This window comes from Vulcaniibacterium gelatinicum (assembly GCF_008033445.1).
GTDB classification, from domain to species: domain Bacteria; phylum Pseudomonadota; class Gammaproteobacteria; order Xanthomonadales; family Xanthomonadaceae; genus Vulcaniibacterium_B; species Vulcaniibacterium_B gelatinicum.
The window spans coordinates 37,677-51,743 of record NZ_VNKO01000002.1 but is presented as its reverse complement, the minus strand read 5'-3'; the positions used below and the strand labels follow the sequence as shown (position 1 = coordinate 51,743).

16 protein-coding genes are annotated in these 14,067 nt (G+C 72.7%); 2 read left to right on the top strand and 14 right to left on the bottom strand.

The annotated features are described in order from the left end of the window. Positions 1–6: 6 nt before the first annotated feature. The 13 genes from FPV26_RS01740 to FPV26_RS01680 all read right to left on the bottom strand — a co-directional run bounded on the left by FPV26_RS01740 (position 7) and on the right by FPV26_RS01680 (position 11,069). A complete protein-coding gene (locus FPV26_RS01740; protein WP_147651872.1) occupies positions 7–375 on the bottom strand; it encodes a PilZ domain-containing protein in 369 nt (122 codons plus the stop codon). Positions 376–388: 13 nt separating this feature from the next. Continuing rightward, entirely contained in the window at positions 389–1,336 is a 948-nt protein-coding gene (locus tag FPV26_RS01735) for a DNA polymerase III subunit delta' (protein WP_147651870.1), read from the bottom strand. Next, complete coding sequence (tmk, locus tag FPV26_RS01730; RefSeq protein ID WP_147651868.1) at positions 1,333–1,974, bottom strand: dTMP kinase; 642 nt, start codon at positions 1,972–1,974, stop codon at positions 1,333–1,335. Before tmk ends, FPV26_RS01735 begins: the two co-directional genes overlap by 4 nt. After that, on the bottom strand, positions 1,971–3,068 hold the full coding sequence (gene mltG / locus FPV26_RS01725) for an endolytic transglycosylase MltG (protein WP_246109177.1): 1,098 nt from the start codon (positions 3,066–3,068) through the stop codon (positions 1,971–1,973). Before mltG ends, tmk begins: the two co-directional genes overlap by 4 nt. Continuing rightward, complete coding sequence (gene pabC / locus FPV26_RS01720) at positions 3,065–3,862, bottom strand: aminodeoxychorismate lyase (protein WP_147651863.1); 798 nt, start codon at positions 3,860–3,862, stop codon at positions 3,065–3,067. The genes mltG and pabC overlap by 4 nt, the downstream gene beginning before the upstream one ends. Before the next feature lie 158 nt (positions 3,863–4,020). Next, positions 4,021–5,373: an aminodeoxychorismate synthase component I gene (locus FPV26_RS01715; RefSeq protein WP_147651861.1), complete on the bottom strand. Its 1,353-nt coding sequence runs from the start codon at positions 5,371–5,373 to the stop codon at positions 4,021–4,023. A gap of 70 nt (positions 5,374–5,443) precedes the next feature. Continuing rightward, entirely contained in the window at positions 5,444–6,682 is a 1,239-nt protein-coding gene (gene fabF / locus FPV26_RS01710) for a beta-ketoacyl-ACP synthase II (RefSeq protein ID WP_147651859.1), read from the bottom strand. A 177-nt stretch (positions 6,683–6,859) separates the two neighbouring features. Then, entirely contained in the window at positions 6,860–7,099 is a 240-nt protein-coding gene (gene acpP, locus FPV26_RS01705; RefSeq protein ID WP_137265142.1) for an acyl carrier protein, read from the bottom strand. Between the two features lie 93 nt (positions 7,100–7,192). Then, entirely contained in the window at positions 7,193–7,936 is a 744-nt protein-coding gene (gene fabG / locus FPV26_RS01700) for a 3-oxoacyl-ACP reductase FabG (protein ID WP_147651857.1), read from the bottom strand. A gap of 177 nt (positions 7,937–8,113) precedes the next feature. Then, the gene (gene fabD, locus FPV26_RS01695; RefSeq protein ID WP_147651855.1) at positions 8,114–9,064 is read right to left on the bottom strand and encodes an ACP S-malonyltransferase; all 951 of its coding nucleotides are present in this window, start codon (positions 9,062–9,064) and stop codon (positions 8,114–8,116) included. A gap of 76 nt (positions 9,065–9,140) precedes the next feature. Next, entirely contained in the window at positions 9,141–10,121 is a 981-nt protein-coding gene (locus FPV26_RS01690) for a beta-ketoacyl-ACP synthase III (RefSeq protein WP_147651853.1), read from the bottom strand. A gap of 176 nt (positions 10,122–10,297) precedes the next feature. Continuing rightward, positions 10,298–10,492, bottom strand: coding sequence for a 50S ribosomal protein L32 (gene rpmF / locus FPV26_RS01685; RefSeq protein WP_147651851.1), 195 nt, complete (start codon positions 10,490–10,492; stop codon positions 10,298–10,300). A gap of 40 nt (positions 10,493–10,532) precedes the next feature. Continuing rightward, complete coding sequence (locus FPV26_RS01680; protein WP_147651849.1) at positions 10,533–11,069, bottom strand: YceD family protein; 537 nt, start codon at positions 11,067–11,069, stop codon at positions 10,533–10,535. 158 nt (positions 11,070–11,227) lie between these two features. On the opposite strand from FPV26_RS01680, the gene FPV26_RS01675 reads away from it, so the two are divergent. Both FPV26_RS01675 and FPV26_RS01670 read left to right on the top strand, forming a co-directional pair. After that, positions 11,228–11,587 carry a hypothetical protein gene (locus tag FPV26_RS01675; RefSeq protein ID WP_147651847.1) on the top strand — a complete coding sequence of 120 codons (360 nt, stop codon included), beginning with the start codon at positions 11,228–11,230 and terminating at the stop codon, positions 11,585–11,587. Further along, a complete protein-coding gene (locus FPV26_RS01670) occupies positions 11,584–12,156 on the top strand; it encodes a Maf family protein (protein WP_147651845.1) in 573 nt (190 codons plus the stop codon). Before FPV26_RS01675 ends, FPV26_RS01670 begins: the two co-directional genes overlap by 4 nt. Here the strand turns inward: FPV26_RS01670 and FPV26_RS01665 are convergent. Continuing rightward, positions 12,153–14,024, bottom strand: coding sequence for an ArnT family glycosyltransferase (locus FPV26_RS01665; protein WP_147651843.1), 1,872 nt, complete (start codon positions 14,022–14,024; stop codon positions 12,153–12,155). The two genes, FPV26_RS01670 and FPV26_RS01665, sit on opposite strands and share 4 nt — an antisense overlap. Positions 14,025–14,067: the final 43 nt, after the last annotated feature.

Genomic DNA, 14,067 nt, shown 5'->3' with positions numbered 1-14,067 from the left:
GCGCGGTCACATCGTCTGCGTCGGCTTGTCGGCGTTGAGCGTGCCGGCGAGGATGGTCTCGATCTTGCCCTTGATCGCCTCGCCCTCGGCGCTGTCGCTGAACTGCACGCCGATCCCGGCCACGCGCGCGCCCTGCGCGCCCGGCGGCGTGACCCACACCACCTTGCCGGCCACCGGCAGGCGTTCGTTCGACTCGGGCAGGGTCAGCAGCAGGAAGACCTCGTCGCCGATGAAGTAGCGCTTGGGCGTGGGCACGAAGATGCCGCCGTTGCGCAGGTAGGGCATGTAGGCGCTGTACAGCTGGGCCTTGTCCTTGATGTTGAGCGACAGGATGCCCTGTCGTGCACCGCCCGCTCCCGGGATTCCCGTGGTCATTCTCTCCACCTCCTCACGGCCCGCGCGCGCCCTGGCGCCATGCGAGCAGCAGCTCCACCACCACGAGGTCGGCGCGCACCGTGGTGCGCAGCAGCTCGCGGGCCTGGTTGGCCGCGTCGAACCATGTGGCCAGCCTGCGGGTTCGCCCGCGCGCGGTCAAGTCGCGTGCCGCCCGCGCGGCGACGATGTCCGCCGCATGACGCAGACGCAGCCCGGCGTGCTCGTCGGCCACCCACGCCTGCGCGGTCCCGACCACGTCAGCGGTGCCGCGTTCGATCCGCTCCAGGTCGGCCGCCACCTGGCGACGCAGGGCCATGCCCTCGCCGCGCAGCCAGTCATCGGCCAGGCCCGGATGGCCGCGCGCGGCCTCCAGCGCCTCCTCCGCCGCGGCCGGCGCATGCCCCTGCGCCTGCAGCCAGGCCAGCGCCTCGGCGCGCGGCGGCAGACGGAATTCGAGCCGCTGGCAGCGGCTGCGGATGGTCGCCGAGAGCCGCGCCGGTTCGGCGCTGACCAGCCACAGGTAGCGGCCGGGCACCGGTTCCTCCAGCGTCTTCAGCAGCGCGTTGCTGGCGGCGTGGTTGATGGCGTCGGCGGGGTCCACCACCGCCACCTGGATCGTGCCGTATTGCGGCATCAACACCAGCCGTTCGGAGAGCGCACGGATCTGTTCGATCACGATCTCGGTGCGCAGCTTGCCTTCGCGGTTCGGCTCCAGTCCCACCGCATGGAAATCCGGATGCGTGCCCGCATCCATCAACTGGCAGCCACGGCAGGCCCCGCAGGGCTCACCGCCGGCGCCCGGCTGCCGGCACAGCAGGCGCCGCGCCAGGCGCTCGGCCACCGCCCGCTTGCCGATCCCGGCCGGGCCGCAGAACAACTGCGCATGCCCGAGGCGGCCGGCGTCGAACGCGGCCGCGGCCTGCTCGTACACCCGCTGCTGCCAGGGCGCGAGCGCGCTCACCGCATCGCCTCCCGGTAGGCCTGCAGGGCGGCCAGCGCAGCGGTGGCGACCTGCGCCGCGGGCTGGCCGGCGTCGAGCACGCGGATGCGGTCCGGCGCGGCCGCGGCACGGGCGTGGAAGGCCGCGCGCACGCGCTCGAAGAACGTATCCTGCTCGCGTTCGATCCGGTCCGGGTACAGGTCGCGGCCACGCGTGCGCTCGCGGCCGTGGGCCACGCCGATGTCGAGCAGCAGGGTCAGGCCGGGCTCGATGCCGACCACGCGCCGCTCCAGTTCGGCGATGAAGCCTGGGTCCAGGCCGCGGCCACCGCCCTGGTAGGCGTAGCTGGAATCGGTGAAGCGGTCGCTGAGCACCCAGGCGCCGCGCGCCAGCGCCGGCAGGATCGTCTCGCGCACGTGCTGGGCGCGGGCGGCGAACATCAGCAGCAGTTCGGCCTCGGGTGCGGGCGGTTCGTGGTCGCCGGCCAGCAGCAGGCCGCGGATCTGCTCGGCCAGCGGCGTGCCGCCGGGTTCGCGCGTGCACACCACCTCCTCGCCCGCGGCGCGCAACGCGTCGCGCAGCGCGCCGAGCACGGTGGTCTTGCCCGCGCCCTCGCCGCCCTCGATGGTGATCAGCCGCTCGCAACGGCGCAGGCTCATCGGCGCGCGGCCTCCCCGTCCGCCGGCGTCGCTTCGCGTGCGGCCTGCAGCGCCTGGCGGTAGTTGCGGTGATAGGTGCGGATGTTCGCCTGGTGTTCGGCGTAGGTGCGCGCGAACAGATGGCGCCCGCTGCCGTCGCCCACCGCCACGAAGAACAGCGCCTCGCCCGGCGCGGGGTTGGCCGCGGCCTCGAGCGCGGCGCGCCCGGGCATCGCGATCGGCGTCGGCGGCAGGCCGGCGCGGGTGTAGGTGTTGTACGGCGTGTCGGTGGTCAGGTCGCGCTTGCGGATGTTGCCGTCGTAGGCCTCGCCCAGGCCGTAGATCACGGTCGGGTCGGTTTCCAGGCGCATGCCGAGCTTGAGCCGTCGCGCGAACACGCCGGCGATCTGCGGACGCTCGTCGGCCACGCCGGTCTCCTTCTCCACGATCGAGGCCAGGGTCAGCAGCTCCTCCGGCGAACGCAGCACCGTGTCCGGGCTGCGCTTCTCCCAGGCCTGCGCCAGCGCCCGTTGCATCGCCTGGTGCGCGCGGCGCAGCAGGTCGAGGTCGCTGTCGCCGCGGGTGTAGTGGTAGGTCTCGGGCAGGAAGCGTCCTTCCGGATGCTGTCCCGGATGGCCGAGCGCGGCCATCACCTCGGCGTCGCTCATGCCGGCGGTTGCGTGCTTGAGCGGTTCGGCCCTGGCCAGCGCCGCGCGCAGGGTGCGGAAGTTCCAGCCCTCGACGATGGTGAAGGCGTGCCGGATCACCCTGCCGTCGCGCATGCGCACGAGCAGCTCGCGCGGGGTGAGGCCGGGCTCGAGCGCGTATTCGCCCACCTGCAGCCGGCCGGCGGCGCCGAGCCGGCGCGCCAGCAGTTGCCATTCGATCCGTTCGCCCTCGTGCACGCCGAGCGCGCGCAGCTTGGCCAGCACCGCCGGCAGCGAATCACCGCGCTCGACCAGCAGCGTCTCGCCCGGCTCGATCCCGGTCAGCGGACGATCGGCGAAACCGGCGTGGCGCTGCCACAGCCAGGCCGCGCCGAGCGCGAGCGCCCCCAGCAGCAGCACGAACACCAGTTTGGACAGGGCGCCGGACTGGCGGCGACGTCGGCTCACGCGGACTCCTCGGCGAAGGCGGGATGCACGGCCGCCAGGCGCCGGCGCAATGCGTGCACCGCCGGATGCGGGGCCCATGCGCGCGCGCCGAGCCGTGCCACCGGGAGGATACCGCGCACCGCGTTGCACAGGATCACGGCGTCCGCGGCTTCGACCTCCTCCGGCGCGAGCCGGGCCTGTTCCGCATCCGTCTCCTGCAACAGCCAGGCGCGGCACACGCCGGCCACGCCGCAGTGGTCCACCGGCGGCGTGCGCCAGCGCCCCTCGCGCAGCACGAACAGGTTGGCGGCGGTGGCGCAGACCACATCGCCCGCGGTGCTGCGCATCAGGCCCTCGTCGGCCGCGGCCATGCCCGCCTCGGCCCGCGCCAGCACCTGCTCCAGGCGGTTGCAGTGCTTGAGCCCGGCCAGCGCCGGCTGCAGCGCGAGCCGGGTCTCGCACCAGTGCAGCGTCAATCCTGCGCCGGGTGCCGGCGGCGGCAGCGGATGGCGGGCGAGGATCCAGGTCGGCACCGCCGCGTCCGGCGGCGCATAGCCGCGCGCGCCCGCGCCGCGGGTCACGATCAGCTTGAGCACCGCATCGGCGTCGTCGAGCAGCCGTGCGGCCGCCTCGCGCACGCGCCCTTCGTCCGGCAGCGGCAGGTACAGGCGCCCGGCGCCGTGGCGCAGCCGCGCCCAGTGCGCGGCCCACCACGGCACCTGCCCGCGATGCACGCGCATGGTCTCGAACAATCCGTCGCCATACGCCAACCCGCGGTCGTCCGCGGCCACCGCCGCGACCTGGCGATCGCCCATGAAGACGACGGTCGGGACGGGAGAAGGCACTTCAGCCACGGATTGACACGGATGCACGCGGATACAGCGGTGAGAAAGTGGCCAACGCACCAACCGCCACGGTCTTTCTTCCGATTGCCCTATCCGTGCCCATCCGTGTCAATTCGTGGCCAAACATCTCACTCGCCCCCCAGCGCGCGCAGCATGCCGCGCGCCTTGGCGCGGGTTTCGTCCAGCTCGCGCGGCGGGTCGGAGTCGGCGACGATGCCGGCGCCGGTGCGGAAACGCAGCGTGTCGCCTTCGGCCTCGGCGCTGCGGATCAGGATGTTGAGGTCGAGGTCGCCGTCGCGGTTGAGCCAGCCCATCGCGCCGGTATAGGCGCCGCGGCCGACACCTTCGAGTTCCGCGATGATCTGCATGCAGCGCACCTTCGGGCAGCCGGTGATGGTGCCGCCCGGGAACACCGCGCGGATCACCGCCCCGGGCGTGACCCCGGCGCGCAGGCGGCCACGCACGTTGCTGACGATGTGGTGCACGTGGGCGTAGCTCTCCACCGTCATCAGCTCGTCCACCTCGACGCTGCCAGGCGCGCACACGCGGCCCAGGTCGTTGCGCTCGAGGTCGATCAGCATCACGTGCTCGGCGCGCTCCTTGGGATGACCCACCAGCTCGCGGATCCGCGCCTGGTCGTCGTCGCCGGGGAACCGCGGGCGGGTGCCGGCGATCGGGCGGGTCTCGACCAGTTCGCCGCGCACCGACACCAGCCGCTCCGGCGAGGCGCTCACCACCGCCCAGCCCTCGCCCGCGAACAGGCCGGCGAACGGCGCCGGATTGGCGCCACGCAGGCGCGCGTGCAGCGCGGCCGGGTCGAGCGGCGCGTCGAAACGCGCGCGCCAGCCGCGCGAGAGATTCACCTGGAACACGTCGCCCGCAGCGAGGTAATCGAGGATCCGCGCCACCCCGTCGGTGAACCGCGCCGGGTCGTCCTCCTCGAGCCGCGACGGCCCCTGCCACGGCGGCAGCGCGGGCAGCCGCGCCGCCGCGGCCAGGTCGGCGGCGATGCGCTCCAGCCACGACGCTTCCCCCGCTTCCGCCAATGCCACGCACTCGCCGGTGGCGTGGTCGCGGAGCAGTGCCGCCGGGCAGCGCAGCGCGACCGCGACCGGCAGCGCGCCCGGCGCGGGCGGCAGGCGCAGCACCGGCTCGACCTGCGCCGCCAGCTCGTAGCCGAGCAGCAGCGCCCAGCCGCCGCGGAACGGCCAACGCGGCTCCTCGCGCGGCAGCCGCAGCGCGGCCCAGCAGGCATCGAGCGCATCGAGGAACCCGCCCGGCTGCACCGCGCCGCGGGTGTCGCGGGTGCGGCCGTCGGTCCCGAGCCGCAGCGACTCGCCGTCGCCGGCCAGCAGCAGGTCCCAGCGCCCCTGCGCGGTGCCGTGCGCGCTGGATTCGAACAGCACCGGATAGCGCGTCGGCACCAGCCGGTGCAGGGCCAGCAGGTCGGTGTCCGGCGGCAGCGCGCGGGTGACGATCATGCAGACTGCGGTCCGGCCGCGGGCTCACCCGGAGCGGCGCCGCCTCCGCGGCCGGAGACCGCTCCTGGCCTCAGATCCGCCGGAACACCAGCGTGCCGTTGGTGCCGCCGAAGCCGAAGCCGTTGGACACCGCCACGTCCACGCGCTTCTCGCGCGCCACGTTCGGCACGTAGTCGAGGTCGCAGCCCTCGCCCGGTTCGTCCAGGTTGATGGTCGGCGGGATGATGCCGGCGTGCAGCGCCATCACGGTGAAGATCGCCTCGACGCCGCCGGCCGCGCCGAGCAGGTGCCCGGTCATGGACTTGGTCGAGGACACCATGGTCCGGTAGGCGTGCTCGCCGAGCGCGCGCTTGATCGAGAGCGTCTCGGCCACGTCGCCGAGCGGGGTGGAGGTGCCGTGGGCGTTGATGTAGCCCACGTCCTCGGGGTTCACCCCGGCGTCGCGGAAGGCCGCGACCATGCAGCGCGCCGGGCCCTCGCCGTTCTCGCTCGGCGCGGTCATGTGGAACGCATCGGAGGAAGCGCCGAAGCCGGCCAGCTCGCAGTAGATGCGCGCCCCGCGCTTCTTCGCGTACTCGTACTCCTCCAGGATCAGGATGCCGGCGCCGTCGCCGAGCACGAAGCCGTCGCGGTCCTTGTCCCACGGGCGCGAGGCCCGGGTCGGCTCGTCGTTGCGGGTGGACATCGCCTTCATCGAGCAGAAGCCGCCGACCGAGGTCGGCGAGGAGCCGCGCTCGGCGCCGCCGGCGATCATCACGTCGGCGTCGCCGTACTGGATCATCCGCATCGCCATGCCGATCGAGTGGTTCGAGGTGGCGCAGGCGGAGACCGCGGAGAAGTTCGGGCCCTTGGCGCCGGTGATCAGCGACACCTGCCCCGGCAGCATGTTGATGATCGTGCTCGGCACGTAGAACGGCGAGATCTTGCGCGGGCCGCCCTCGTGGTAGCGGATGGTCTGCTCCTCGATCCCGAGCAGGCCGCCGATGCCCGAACCGATCAGGGCGCCGACACGCTCGGCGTTGGACTCGTCCACGGTCAGCCCCGCGTCCTCCAGCGCCATCAGCGCCGCGGCCACGCCGTAATGGATGAACTCGTCCATCTTCTTCGCCTCCTTCGGCGGCACCCAGCGGGTGACGTCGAAGTCCTTGACCAGGCCGGCGATGCGGGTGGTGAAGGCGGAGGCGTCGAAATGCGTGATCGGCCCGATCCCGGAGCGGCCGTTGACGATGCCGTCCCAGGTGCTGGCCAGGTCGTTGCCGAGCGGGGACACGGCGCCCATTCCGGTGACGACGACGCGACGCTTGGACATGTCGGACTCCAGTGCTGTGTCGCCCTACGGCGACGAATGCTCGCTCACAAACGCGCGGGGCCGCGTTCGCGGCCCCGGCTTCACGAAATCAGCCCACCCAACACGATTGCATCGAGGTGATGCTGATCCGCGAAAAGTCCGGCCATGGACGGCCGGGCTCTCGTTCAGGGACGAACATCAAGCCTTCACGTGGGCCTTGATGTAGTCGATCGCCTGCTGCACGGAGGTGATCTTCTCGGCCTCCTCGTCCGGGATCTCGCACTCGAACTCTTCCTCGAGCGCCATCACCAGCTCGACCGTGTCGAGCGAATCGGCGCCGAGATCGTCGACGAACGAAGCGCTGTTGGTGACCTCTTCTTCCTTGACGCCAAGCTGTTCGACCACGATCTTCTTGACGCGTTCTTCGATGCTGCTCATGGGGTCTCGCTCCTCCCGGGAGGGGTGTTCAGACGGATAGTGTAAGGGAATCCCGCGGGGCCGGCGCAGGGGGCCGGACGCCCGCCGGGGGCATCAGGGCATGTACATGCCGCCGTTGACGTGCAGGGTCTCGCCGGTGATGTAGGCGGCGGCCGGGCCGGCCAGGAACGCCACCGCACGGGCGATGTCCGCCGGCTCGCCGAACCGGCCCAGGGCGATCTGGCCGAGCATCGCGTTCCGGGCGTCCTCGGGCAGCGCACGGGTCATGTCGGTGTCGATGAACCCCGGCGCGACCACGTTGACGGTGATGCCGCGCGAGCCGATCTCCTTCGCCAGCGACTTGCTGAACGCGATGATCCCGGCCTTGGCCGCGGCGTAGTTGGCCTGGCCGGCGTTGCCGGTCACGCCGATCACCGAGGCGATGTTGACGATGCGGCCCTTGCGCGCCTTCATCATCCCGCGCAGCACCGCCTTGCAGCTGCGGTAGACGCTGGTGAGGTTGGTGTCGAGGATCGCCTGCCAGTCCTCGTCCTTCATCCGCATCAGCAGGCTGTCTCGGGTGATGCCGGCGTTGTTGACCAGGATCGAGACCGGCCCGAATTCCCTGGCGATGGACTCCACCAGCGCCTCGATCGCGGCGCCGTCGGTGACGTTCAGCACCCGGCCATGGCCGCCCCGCGCCGCCAGGCGTTCGCCGATCGCCTGCGCCCCGGCCTCGCTGGTCGCGGTGCCGATCACGGTCGCGCCCTGTGCCGCGAGCTCGTCGGCGATCGCCGCGCCGATGCCGCGGCTCGCCCCCGTCACCAGCGCGACCTCTCCCTTCAGCACGTCAGTCATCGTGATACTCCGTTAGAAGCGGTGTTGCCACGGATGGACACGGATGAACACGGATCAGAAGTGGCGCCGATTCCGGGAACCCCGATCAACCGCGATCGTGCGGCAATGCCGCATTCTGAGGCCGATCGTTTTCCATTTGCCTTGTCCGTGTTCATCCGTGTCAATCCGTGGCAAAAATCATTCCTTCCAGTCGGCCAGCGCGGCGTCGAACTCGTCGGGTGTGCCGAGCGCGCGCGCGTCGAGCGACTTGTCTATGCGCTTGACCAGGCCCGCGAGCACCTTGCCCGGGCCGCATTCGGCGATGCGCACGGCGCCGCGCGCGGACAGGGCCTGCACGCACTCGGTCCAGCGCACCGGCAGGTAGAGCTGGCGCACCAGCGCGTCGCGGATCGCCTGCACGCCGTCGTGCACCTCGGCGTCCACGTTCTGCACCACCGGCAGCGTCGGCGCCTGCCACTGCATCGCCGCCATCGCCTCGGACAGGCGGTTGGCGGCCTCGCGCATCAGCGGGGTGTGCGAAGGCACGCTGACGGCGAGCCTGACCGCCTTGCGCACGCCGCGCTCGGCCAGCAGCGCGAGCGCGCGCTCCACCGCCGCGGCGTGGCCGCCGATCACGATCTGGCCCGGCGAGTTGTAGTTCGCCGGCACCACCACCTCGCTGCCGGAGGCCTGCTGGCAGACCTCCTGCACCACGGCGTCATCGGCGCCGAGCACCGCGGCCATCGCGCCGGTGCCGGCCGGGGCGGCGTCCTGCATCAGCCGGCCGCGCAGGCGCACCAGGCGCGCGCCGTCGCGCAGCGAGAGCGCGCCGGCCGCGACCAGCGCGGTGTACTCGCCCAGGCTGTGCCCGGCCAGCAGCGCCGGCGACGGGCCGCCGGCGCGCTGCCACGACCGCCACACGGCGACGCCGGCGGCGAGCAGCGCGGGCTGGGTGAACTCGGTGCGGTTGAGCTGCTCCTCCGGGCCCTGTTGCGAGAGCTGCCAGAGATCGGCCTCGGCGCCCTCGGAGGCTTCGGCGAAGGTCTCGCGCACCAGCGGATCGCGCTGCGCGAGTTCGGCCAGCATGCCGACCGACTGCGAGCCCTGGCCGGGGAACACGAAGGCGAGCTGGGTGGAAGGTTCCGTCACGGCGACCCCCTGCGGAAAGGACGCGGCATGATACGGGCGACCGCGCCGGTTCGTCTGTACCGGCGCGTATGCAGCCTCAGTAGCGCAGCAGCGCCGAGCCCCAGGTGAAGCCGCCGCCGAAGGCCTCCAGCAGCAGCAGCTGGCCGCGCTGCACGCGCCCGGAGCGGATCGCCTCGTCGAGCGCCAGCGGCACCGAGCCGGAGGAAGTGTTGCCGTGCCGGTCCACGGTCACGATCACGCGGTCCATCGGCATGTCCAGGCGCTTGGCGGTGGCCTCGATGATGCGCAGGTTGGCCTGGTGCGGGATCAGCCAGTCGATGTCGTGGCGGTCCAGCCCGTTGGCCTCGAGCGTCTCCTCGACCACCGAGTCGAGCGCCTTCACCGCGTGCTTGAAGACCTCGTTGCCGGTCATCAGCACGCGCACGCCGGCGTTCGGCTCGCCGGGCTTGAACCCGGCCGAGACGCCGACCGGGTTCCACAGCAGCTCCTTCTTGGCGCCATCGGCGTGCAGGTGGGTGCTGAGGATGCCAGTCTCGTGGTCGGCCTTCAGCACCACGGCGCCGGCGCCGTCGCCGAACAGCACGCAGGTGGAGCGGTCGCTCCAGTCGAGCATGCGGGTGAGCGTCTCCGAGCCGACCACGAGCGCGGTCCTGGCGTTGCCGCCGCGGATGAACTTGTCGGCGACGGTGAGCCCGTAGATGAACCCCGAGCAGGCGGCGTTGACGTCGAACGCGCCGCAGCCGCTGGCGCCCAGGCGCGCCTGCAGCAGGCAGGCGGTGGACGGGAAGATCAGGTCCGGCGTGGTGGTGCCGACCACGATCAGGTCGAGCTCGTCGGCGGTCACGCCGGCGGCCTCCATCGCGCGGGTGGCGGCATGGTAGGCCAGGTCGCAGGTGGTCTCGCCCTCGGCGGCGACATGGCGCTGGCGGATGCCGGTGCGGGCCGAGATCCACTCGTCGCTGGTGTCGACGAACCTGGCCAGGTCGTCGTTGGTGAGCACCTTGGACGGCAGGTAGCTGCCGGTACCGGCGATGCGCGCGAACACTTGCTGGGTCATGCCTGCCGTACACCTCGTCGGGACGCGGCGGACCGGTTCACGGTGCGCCGCCGGAGGCCCGTGCCGTCTGCGGCGGGGGCCCGAAAGACGGACGCGGCCCGCGGGCCGCATCCCTCCTCACGCTCCGATGCCCGCGCGACGGCGGCCGGGCCGCCGGCCCGCGCAGGCGCCGGGGCTCACTCCTCGTCCACGACCCGCGACTTGGTGTCGATCACCTTGCGGCCGCGGTAGTAGCCGTCGGCGGTGACGTGGTGGCGCAGGTGGATCTCGCCGGTGGTCGGATCGGTCGAGAGCTGCTTGGCGCTCAGCGCGTCGTGCGAACGGCGCTGGCCGCGGCGGGACGGGGTGACACGGGACTTCTGCACAGCCATGGGAATCGCTCCAGCTTGAATTCGGGGTTGCGGTGACGCGTCAGCGGTTGGTGCTGTCCTGCTTCTTCAGCGCAGCCAGCGCGGCGAAGGGGCTCGCGGCGGCCTGCTCGGCCACGCCGGCCGGCCAGTCGCGCTCGACCGCCTCCGTGCCCGGGGCCACCGGCACCACCGGCACGACGAGGATCAGCTCGTCCTCCACCAGCTCGGCCGGCTGCAGCATGCCGTCCTCGGGCACCAGCAGGGCCTCGTAGCCCGGCGGCAGCGCGGCCTCCTCCGCCTCGTCGCGGATCAGGCCCAGCCGCTGCACCAGGGCCACCGGGTGCAGGAACCGCTGCAGGCTGCGCTGGCATTCCAGCGGCAGCTCCGCCTCGATCCGCAGCTCGACGTATGCCACCTGCAGCGCGTCGCGGCCGAACTCGATCCGGACGCGGACGCTGCCCTCGGCATCCACCAGGCTGCCACGCAACCGCGTCATGGCGGCCAGCGGCAACACGCCTTCGAAGCCCCGCCGCGCCGCGACCATGCGCCAGGCGTCGAGCGCCTCGGGCAGCCGGGTCGCGGGTGAATCGGCGGACATAAGCTGCGGAATGTTAGGCGCCCGGGTACCCCCTGTCAAACCGGAACTGCTTGATCCGGAAGCATTCCTCGCCTGGCCGCCGATCGCGGACGGCCGGCGATTGCCGGTCGTGGCCGGCGGCGGCAGACTTCCTCCAGACCTGACGCCCGGGGTTGTGCGTGACCGCGACCGTGATCCTGCTGTTCGTCGCCCTCGGCGCGGCGCTCACCGCCGTCCTGCTGCGCCGGCAGGGGACCCGGCGCCAGCGCGCGGTGCGCGAGCTGCTGGATTCGGCCGACTCGCTCGAGGCCCGGCTGCGCACCGCGCGCAGCGAGATCGAGGCCATCGCCGGCCCCGGCGAGGATCCGGTGCGGGAGGCGATGCAGGAGATGCTGCGCCAGCGGCTGTGGCTGAAGCAGCACGGTGCTTCGGCCAGCCTGGAAGACCTGCGCCGGGTGCGGTCCTCCTTCGACGCCGCCCGCGCCCGCCTCGACCAGCAGCTCGACCGGCTCGAACGGGCCCGCGCGTCCTCCGCATGACCCCGCTGATCCTGGCCTCGACCTCGCGCTACCGGCGCGAGCTGCTGGCGCGGCTGCGGCTGCCGTTCACGGTGGCCCGGCCGGAGGTGGACGAAACCCCGCTGCCCGGCGAGGCGCCCGCCGACCTCGCCCGCCGTCTGGCCCAGGCCAAGGCCGGGGCGATCGCCGCGCGCGCGCCGGAGGCGTGGGTGATCGGCTCGGACCAGGTGGCCGAACTCGACGGCCGGCCGCTGGGCAAGCCCGGCCACGCCGCGGCCGCGGTGGCCCAGCTGCGGGCGATGTCCGGACGCGCGGTGGCGTTCCGCACCGCGCTGTGCCTGCAGCGCGGGGCGACCCGGCTGGAGGCGATGGACGAGACCGTGGTCCGTTTCCGCACCCTCGCCACGGACGAGATCGAACGCTACGTGGCCGCCGAACAGCCGCTGGACTGCGCCGGCAGCTTCAAGTCGGAAGGCCTGGGCATCGCCTTGTTCGAGGCGATCGAAACCCGCGACCCCACCGCCCTCATCGGCCTGCCGCTGATCGCCACCGCCCGCCTGCTGCGCCAGGCCGGCTACGCCCTGCCCTAGCGCACGACCTCGAGCGGCTGCTCGGGCCAGTCCTCCACGCTGCCGTCGTGCCCGTGCAGGCGCAGGCCGAGCCAGTGCCGGCCCGGCGCGAGCCGTTCCGCCGGAACCACCGCATCGAAGCCGACATGCGGATGCGCCGGGTCGGTGCTGATCTTCCAGAAGGCCGCCACGTGCGGCGCCGCCCGCCCGTACTGCGCGCGCGCGACCACGGCGCCGTCGAGCAGCACCTCCACCGCCGCCAGCCCCACGCCGTCCTTGAACGCCCAACCGTGCACGGCGAGCGGTTCCCCGGCGCGGACCTGCGCGCCGGAGACGGGGGCATCCACCCAGGCCATCGCCGGCGCGACGCAGGCGTCCTGCCCGACCCCTGCGCCCAGACGGAACAACAGGAACCGCTGGCGCCCGTGGTCCACCTGCACCACCCGCGGCGGCGGCAGCGGGCCCAGGCGCGCGCACAGGCCGTGGTAGTGCGCGAGCAGATGCTTGTACGGCAGCTCGCTCGCCCCGACCACGAGCAGCTGCGGCGCCTGCGGCAAGGCATCGCGCTGTTCGCGCAACAATCCCCACAACCGCAGTTGCGGCGCGCGGCCGTGGTGTTCGTTGAGCGGATGCGGCAGCACCAGGAGGTCGGGATCGCCGAGCGCGAAGCCGAGCTCGGCGCCGAGCTTGAAATTGTCGGCCAGCACGCGCGTGCCGGCGGGCATCGTCGCCAGCTCATCACGCACCGCGTCCGCCACCATGTCCCAGCCGGCGAAGTTGGCCGGGTACCACTTCATCGCCGCGAGCCTGGCGCGCAGGCCGGCGTCGGAGACCAGGACGTAGTAGCCCATCCCCAGCACGAGCCCGGCCAGCGCGACGATCCGGGTCAGCGCGCGCAGCCACCGCGGCCAGCGTTCGAGCAGCGCCGGCAGCAACGGCAGCAACGCCAGGTAGCCGGGCAGCGGCCAGTGGAAGCTGACCCGCTCGACGTCGGCGAAGAAGCCAAGGACGAAGAAGCCGAGCACCAGGCCGCCGCCAGTCAATGCGAACCAGCGTCGCGACGCCTCGCCGCTGCGCCATCCGTGCCGGGCCGCGAGCAGCAGCGCAGCGAACAAGGGTGGCGTGACCAGCAGCGCCTGCACCGGCAGGAACCACAGACCCTGCGCATGCAGCGCCCACGGATGGCGTTCCACCAGCTGGAAGCGCAGGCCGGCGTCGGCGTTGGCCAGGTTCCAGGCGAGCAACGGCGCCCAGGCCGCGGCGCCGATGGCGATCGCGCCCCACACCCGCGGATCGCGCAATGCACGCCGGCCTTCGGGCAAGGCGAGCAGGGCGAGGAATCCCACCCCGATCACGGCCAGGAAGCGGTAATGACTCAGCGCACCGAGCGCGAGCCCGGCCGCGAGCAGCGCCACCGCGCGCCATTCGACCCCGCGCAGCAGGCGCGCGCCCGCGTCCACGCACAGCAGCGCGGCGAAGGCCATCGGCACGTCGGGCAGGGCCAGCAGGCCGAGCGTGCCGGCCAGCGGCAGCAGCAGCGCGAAGAGGCCCGCCTGCCAACCGGCACGAACTCCGAATTCGCGCCGCGTAATCCACACCACCCACCACGGCAGCAGCGCGCCGAGCAGCAGGAACGGCGCACGCAACGCGAGCGGGGCATGACCGCCAAACTCCACCCCGATCCGGGTGAGCCAGGCCGTGAGCCCCGGCAGGTCCGAATACGCCAGCGCCGGATGCTGGCCCTCCTGCCAGTAGAACGCCTCGTCCACGAACAGCGGCAGACGGGCGGCGACCAGGAGCTTGACCGCAGTCAGAAGCGTCCACGCGGCGAGGAACCACCGCCGCAGGGCACCCGCCGCGCCGTCGTCCGTCGGGGTCTCGTACCGCATCGGTGGACGTCCTCGCTACACTCGCTCGACCGGGTTCCCGAAG

Excerpts from the sequence above, each read along its gene's own strand:
- FPV26_RS01670 (WP_147651845.1), top strand. The coding sequence starts at position 11,584 with ATGACCCCGCTGATCCTGGCCTCGACCTCGCGCTACCGGCGCGAGCTG.
- FPV26_RS01690 (WP_147651853.1), bottom strand. The coding sequence starts at position 10,121 with ATGACCCAGCAAGTGTTCGCGCGCATCGCCGGTACCGGCAGCTACCTG.
- FPV26_RS01665 (WP_147651843.1), bottom strand. The coding sequence starts at position 14,024 with ATGCGGTACGAGACCCCGACGGACGACGGCGCGGCGGGTGCCCTGCGG.
- fabF (WP_147651859.1), bottom strand. The coding sequence starts at position 6,682 with ATGTCCAAGCGTCGCGTCGTCGTCACCGGAATGGGCGCCGTGTCCCCG.
- pabC (WP_147651863.1), bottom strand. The coding sequence starts at position 3,862 with ATGGGCGATCGCCAGGTCGCGGCGGTGGCCGCGGACGACCGCGGGTTG.
- FPV26_RS01680 (WP_147651849.1), bottom strand. The coding sequence starts at position 11,069 with ATGTCCGCCGATTCACCCGCGACCCGGCTGCCCGAGGCGCTCGACGCC.
- tmk (WP_147651868.1), bottom strand. The coding sequence starts at position 1,974 with ATGAGCCTGCGCCGTTGCGAGCGGCTGATCACCATCGAGGGCGGCGAG.
- FPV26_RS01740 (WP_147651872.1), bottom strand. The coding sequence starts at position 375 with ATGACCACGGGAATCCCGGGAGCGGGCGGTGCACGACAGGGCATCCTG.
- FPV26_RS01715 (WP_147651861.1), bottom strand. The coding sequence starts at position 5,373 with ATGATCGTCACCCGCGCGCTGCCGCCGGACACCGACCTGCTGGCCCTG.
- fabG (WP_147651857.1), bottom strand. The coding sequence starts at position 7,936 with ATGACTGACGTGCTGAAGGGAGAGGTCGCGCTGGTGACGGGGGCGAGC.
- rpmF (WP_147651851.1), bottom strand. The coding sequence starts at position 10,492 with ATGGCTGTGCAGAAGTCCCGTGTCACCCCGTCCCGCCGCGGCCAGCGC.
- acpP (WP_137265142.1), bottom strand. The coding sequence starts at position 7,099 with ATGAGCAGCATCGAAGAACGCGTCAAGAAGATCGTGGTCGAACAGCTT.